The organism is Autumnicola edwardsiae (genome assembly GCF_031846505.1).
Taxonomy (GTDB): Bacteria; Bacteroidota; Bacteroidia; order Flavobacteriales; family Flavobacteriaceae; genus Autumnicola; species Autumnicola edwardsiae.
Window position 1 is genome coordinate 41,961 of record NZ_JAVRHP010000017.1, and the last position, 7,008, is coordinate 48,968.

Here is a 7,008-nt window from a genome sequence, read left to right on the forward strand (position 1 = left end):
CTAAAATTTTAGATTAAATCCTAATTGATATGTAATGGAACTTACTCTTCCAACTTCTAAACCAGCGGCAGCCCACTCTGGGTCATAACCCGTATAGTCAGTAAAAACAAAGGGGTTTAACACGTTGAAATAGACTCTCAGTTCTTTGCTCTTTATGGAGGTTAAGATATTTTCCCCGAAATTATAGCCCAAAGCAATATTTTTCACTTTAACAAATGAAGCATCTTTATAATATCCGACTCCCTCATCTCTCCAGAATCTTCCCATATTTCTAGGCTGAGGATAACTATTGGAAAATTGTGCTGGCAGTCCTGCATTATTTTCTGGCACAAACCAATCTATGTCCAGCTTTTGTCTTCCACGATCCCTAGTATTAGTAAAATTTTCATGGAAAGGACTGTATACATATACACCTTGATTAGTTATAACTGAGGCAGATAAATCAAAATCACCAACTTTTAATGTAGTAAAAATACTACCGGACCATTTAGGGTCTGCAGATCCTAAAATAACACGATCTTCCTCAGGAGTGTATCTTCCATCATTATTTACATCTACAACTTTTGCCTGCCCTACTTCCATTCCATAGCTTTGGGCTTCGGCTGCATCTTCAGGTTGCCAAATTCCATTGAATTTATAATTGTAAATAGCATCAACAGATTCGCCTATAAAGAGATTGTTTCCCACATCGTCCACTTCATCTTGTCCATAAATCGACTCAATTTGATTTCTGTTCTTCGTAAATGTAAAAGACGTGTTCCATGAAATATTTTCTGTTTGTACATTTCTTGTGGTTAATGAGACTTCGATACCTCTATTACTAACAGAGCCCACGTTTGCGTTTGTAGTCCCCCAACCTGTTTCATACGGCAGCTGCTGGGGCAGCAATAGATCTTCTGATAGTCTATCATAAATATCTACGCTACCTACTATCCGGTCACTCAAGAACCCAAAATCAATCCCTGCATTAAATTCCCTGGTTTTTTCCCAGCCCAGATTTGGATTTGATAAAATTCCCGGGATCCAACCACTTCCCGGTGCACCATTATAGTCATAGAAAACCTGGTTAGTAAGAAGATTCATTGAAGAATATGGACTTATGATATTATTCCCGGTAAAGCCATAACTTAATCGTGCCTTTAAATTGCTTACTGTTTCTTGGTCCATCATAAAATCCTCTTCACTAATCCTCCAGGCAACTGCTGCAGAAGGAAAAGAATCCCATCTATTGCTTTCTGATAATAAGGAGGAACCGTCCCAACGTGTTGTTAAAGTCAAAAGATATCTGTCCAAATAGGAATAATTTACACGAAAGGCATAAGAAGTCAAAGTTTGCTTAACATATCCAGATCCCAGATTATATGTTGATGGAGCACCACTTCCAATATTATAAAATCCAGATTCAAATGGCATATTACGAGAGCTCAGAAAGGAATTCTCAGACCTGTCCGAGTATAAACTATATAGCCCAAGAACATTTACTTGATGATCTTCATTAAATGTGTAGTTAATATTAAATTGGTTATCCCAGGTATAACTAAAATTTTCCAGCCTTTCCATAGATGCAGAAGGTTGATTATCGTTAGCTGCTCCAACATTGGTTAAAGCTCCCCAGGATTGCCCCCTCCTGTAATTTAATACGTTTGCCGAAAAGGTAGTTTTAAAGGACAGCCATTCCAGTGGAGAATACTGAAAGAAAGTATTACCTACAACATTCCATCTTCGGATTTCGTCATTTGAATTTTCAATTTCAAGAAGGGGGTTATAGGTGCTGGTTTTGTTAATGAGCCGATTACCATTTTCGTCCAATAGGGTCCCCGGTAGAGGATATAATTCTCCATCTGCGCCATAAGGATTCAGAAAAGGGTTTAACCTAAATGCTTCCCGCATAGCTAAATCACTACCTAAATTTTCTTCTGTTAAGGAAACAGTGACATTAGCCCCAGTAGCAAAATATTTATTAATCTTATGATCTAATCCCAGTTTAAATGTATATTTCTCCAGGGATTCGTTCTCGATATTTCCCGTTTCTTTTTGGTAACCAATTCCCATGTTGTATCCAACTCCACTTTCTGAACGCCCCGAAACATTTAAATAGTTATTACTTTGTATACCACTCTTTAAGACAGCATCATACCAATCAAAGCTTTCATTATTTTCAACTCTTCTCCTTAACTCAGCATTTTCATTACCAAAAATTGCATTTTGAAGAGCTTCAGGAGTGACTACGCCGGTTTCCGGATCTGGAGTAGCAGTGGCTAAATATGCAGATTGATGATATTCCCACCATCTTTCAGGAGACATCATTTCAGGTAAACGTGCAACGTCCTTCAATCCATAGTAACTTTCAAAAGTAACATTCAATCCAGGTTTTGCTGTTGCCCCGCTCTTTGTGGTTACTATTACTACTCCATTTGATCCTCTGGAACCGTAGATAGCTGTAGAGGAGGCATCTTTTAGAACATCCATTCTCTCAATGTCCTGCGGGTTTAGAAAATCTATGTTATCCATAGGTACACCATCTACCACAAAAAGTGGTTGCACGTTACCCCCCATAGAATTCTTTCCCCGAACCACAATATTAAAACCATCTCCTATCCTACCTGTTGATGGACTAATTTGAACACCAGGCATGTTTCCCTGAAGAGCCTCCAACGGATTGGTCATCTTCCTCTCTGTCAAGTCCTCAGCACCAACACTACTCACAGAACCTGTTACATCTGTTTTCTTTAACGTACCATACCCCACTACAACGATTTCGTCCATAGCTTGAAGATCAGGCTGCAAAATGATTTGAATAACCTCCTGCCCATTCACCTGAACCTCTTCTGTACGGTACCCGACAAAGCTCGCCACGAGCACCGCATCTGAGGGCACATTTAAGGAAAAATTTCCATCGAAATCTGTCGCAGTACCATTGGTTGTTCCTTGTTGTATAATGCTCACTCCAGGAAGCGGTTGCTTTGTGTCGCCTTCAACTACAGTCCCGTTGACGGTAATATTATTTTGTTGACCTTTCATTGTAGAACCTGAGATCAGGAGGATTAACAGGAAAATCATAGAAATCAACTGATGACAATCAATAATCCGCTTAATTTTTTTCATAATTAGTTAATTTTTAACAGTTAGTTGCTCAAATATCACTGATAACATAGAGCTTAAAATTTTCAATAGGTTCTTTATGTAATCGATTACACGAACATACGTTAAATTATTATTAAATACCAAATTTTAATACTAAAATTTTTAACTTATAAAAGTTTTTATAGCTTAAAAAAGCTAAAATTATAATTATTGACCATATTGAAGATTAAATTATCAATCAATATTGATTTCAACTATTATAAACTTACTAGTTCCAAAAAGGAACTAGTAAGAATTTTATTTAGAATTCAAATGCTCCAAGATCTGGTGCAGAACCATTGTAAGGCAAACCTACATCTACTCCCGCATCAATTAAATCACTATCTGCCTCAAGATGGAAAAAGCTAACATCAGGAAGACTTCCATCGCTATTTCTGGGGCCGGTTAGTTCAGCATAGTCTAAACTTTCAAAATCAGCTACAGAAGATTCCACTCCTTCCATCCAGCTGTTATTTGAAACATCCAGGGTTGTGGCGTTAATACTGCCAACTTCGCCAAGAACATTAGAATTTTTAATGGTTAATTTTTCCAATGGATTGGTATTACTAAAAGCATAATTCCTGCCATTCTCGTAAGCGGAACAATTGTAAAGTGTTACTTCGCCGCGGTTACTGTTATGATCGAAACCGTCTGCTGCATTACCTACTGCCACACAATTCATATAAATGGCATTATGTTTTAGCTCCTTATCATCGCTTCCTCCGGTTTTAAATCCGTTACCGTCACCACCGCTGGGAGTACCATCTTCTAAATAACCATTCTCGATGGCCCAGCAATTTTCATAAGTAGTCGTAACATTATCACCTTCTCTTAAATAACCATCCCAGCCATCATCGAGATTTCTCCATGCCCTGCAGCCTACAAAGGTATTTCCTGAACCTACATTCAGCTTAGCTGCAAACCCATCGGCGTTTTCAAGAGAAGAATCGGCATTAAAGAAAGAATCACAATTAAGGATAGTGTTATTAGCAGCCCCATTATCTAACTGAAGCCCTGTATCTGAACATTCAGAAAAAGTACAGAATTCTATAATATTATTATTCCCTTTTGTCTGCATTCCGTTATCACCGGCTTTAAATACATCGATCCCTTTTATATGCCAGTAATCTGCACTTACTTCTATTCCCCGATTTGAGGAATTTTCAGCCATCGATGAAAAATCAAATCTCGGCCTGGTCTCATCTAAAGGGTGAGCCAATAGGGAAATCATATTGCCTTCACTACCACTGGTATTAATTTCTATGGTGGAATCGAAGGTATAATCTCCACCGCGGATATAGATATTATCGCCCGGGCCAGCCGCTGCAATAGCATCCAAAATTTCCTGGGAAGTACTCACTATTTCCCCCTGTACAGAAGAAGTATTTTCACCCGTTCTAAAAGAGTAGGTATTGCTTATGGCTGTATTCTTACCATCGGTAGTTTCCACGTGCCAGTAGTAAATACTATTAGGTGCTACCTCAATTTCCACAGAGGTTTCTGTAAGTCCTTTCCATTCTTCAGGTGGTTCCTGATCTCCATCCACCGTATCTGCAAATAAGGTATAGGTTAACGCATCACCATCTGTATCGGTTTCCGCAGCATCCCATTCAAGAGTCACTTTACCATCAACAGAAGACAGCATAGCTCCGGAAGTAGGTGCCATAAGAGATGCAGGAAAAGGCACATTATTAGAACCTGGTTCCCCGGCTACATAAAACCTGTAAGCTTCAGAAGCGGTAGTTTCCTCTCCGTCATTCTTTGAAACAACGCTCCAGGTATATGGATTTCCCCTTTCCAGCCTAACCACAATAGCCGTAGTGTTCAAATTAGGCCTTTGTTTTACTTCCTGGGTATTCAGATTGGTAATCACAAGGTCATAAGTATCAGCATCACTGGCTTCACTCCATTCAAATGCTACTTCAGCCATATTGGCCACTACATCTCCTACTTCACATTCGGTATTGTCCTGCGGAAGAACTAACGAGGCTGCTCCCGGAACCGCATCATTAATTACCCCGGCATCATCGTCGCTGGAACAGGAAAACGTTAGCGTGCCCAAAACAAAAATCAGGAGCAGTTTATAGTAAGGTATGTTTATATAATTTTTCATGATTTTATAACTTTTAAAGTTTTACTTACCGTTGCCGATTTCAATTGAAGGAAATACACTCCGTTTCTATAATTGGTAAGGTCCAGATGAATAACCCTGTCTGAAGGAATTTCCATTTTTTCTGAAATAAATTCCGTTCCACTAAGATTAATAAGCGAAACATTTACATTGGTATCTGCTCCATTGATATAAACCTGAAGGTCACCCTTAGTTGGATTTGGAAACAGCACAACTTCTTCTGACATTAATACCTCCTTATAGAATGTACCCTGACATTCAGAATCTGTAGAAATTTTGAACTTGTTCCTGCCTTTTTTAAGGTATAAACTTATTCTGGATTGTGAGGTAGTGGTAATTTCACCATTATGATCTATTGTGTAAACTTCAGCGCCATCCAAAGAAAAGCTTACTGAGTTACTGGCATTATTTATAGAAGTATAGGCTTCCAAAGGTGTTGGCCCTTCTACAGTAACATTAAAACATTGTTCATAATTGTCCTGGCCGTCAACGGTCACACATATATCATAATTTCCTGCCGCAAGATTTTCAATATTAGCTGAAAACTCATTGGAAGATGATAAAGTAGCAGCATCGGTTCCTGTACCAGATACGGCTACATTATACGTGTAATTTGTATCTGCTGCATTAATGCTAATGTAACCGTCACCGTTTCCGTTACAACTTACGTCATATACAGATATATTGAAATTATCGGCAGCCAAATCAAAAACCTCACAACCAAAAACATCAACAGTCGCTCCTTCTGTAGAATCAGGGCAGTTATCCTCAAAATTGATGATCCCGTCTCCATCATCGTCATCACATACATCTCCAACTCCATTTTCATTAACATCTGCCTGATCTGGATTAGGAGTTGAGATACAATTATCTACGCCATTTAAAATTCCGTCTCCGTCAATATCTCCAAATGGCCCATCGGGTTCAGCCTCAAAAACGATGTCCCTTGTGGTTTCACCTATTATTTCCAGGGTATTTTCAGGAATATAATATCCATCCACACCCTCACTTTCAATAGTATACTGAACATTTGGCTCAAGGTTTACAGAATATGTTCCCGCATCTGTATCAATCACTGGTTTCGGAACATAAAGTGCATCAGCACCCGGATCTGGAGTAAAGGTTAAGTCTAAATCTTCAATATTCTCATCCAACCCAATAATTGATCCTGTAACAGAATAAATTTCTACTTTTTCTATAGTTATATCATGGGTAGCTGCACTTTCAGTTATAGTTACCGAAGCACCATCTGAAATTACATATCCATCAGCTCCTTCAAGAGAAATATTGTAGTCAAAGTCTATTGGCAGTTCAACCTCGTAGGAACCATCGGTTGGTGTCACATTCCAGGTTTTTCCTTCTTCAATAGAAAATACTATCGAATAGTCTTCAGGAATTCCCGGCGCTTCAGTAAGATCTACGTTTCCAGATAATTGCCCATAAGTGGCAGGTTTTCTGATAATCCTGAAATAGCTCGGCTTATCGGCCGTGTCGTAGATGTGATAAGTTCCGTTTGCCTTTGCCACAAAACTTACTTCCTGAAGCTCACCACCCACATTTACCATGTCATTCTGTAATTCAGGATTTGGTGTATTTTCAAAGTGAAGCTCACCATTTCCATCCTGGCCAAGCACCCAAAGAGTTACTTTATCATCTTCATTTAAATCCAAACTCATAAAACGGTTGGTAGCGCCTCTGGAATTGATATAAACCCTTCCTTTAAAATCTTCATATTCATCAATATCATCATCATA

General features: G+C 38.8%; 3 protein-coding genes. All 3 read right to left on the reverse strand.

Going from position 1 to position 7,008, the window contains the following annotated elements; translation table 11 throughout:
- On the reverse strand, window positions 1-3,105 hold the full coding sequence (locus RM529_RS05260) for a SusC/RagA family TonB-linked outer membrane protein (protein WP_311483702.1): 3,105 nt from the start codon (window positions 3,103-3,105) through the stop codon (window positions 1-3).
- A 280-nt stretch (window positions 3,106-3,385) separates the two neighbouring features.
- Window positions 3,386-5,236 (reverse strand): right-handed parallel beta-helix repeat-containing protein, encoded by a 1,851-nt coding sequence (locus RM529_RS05265; protein ID WP_311483703.1) that lies wholly within the window; start codon window positions 5,234-5,236, stop codon window positions 3,386-3,388.
- Window positions 5,233-7,008 (reverse strand): T9SS type A sorting domain-containing protein (locus RM529_RS05270; protein WP_311483704.1); only part of this gene is annotated, 1,776 nt, incomplete at its 5' end. The genes RM529_RS05265 and RM529_RS05270, both read right to left, overlap by 4 nt.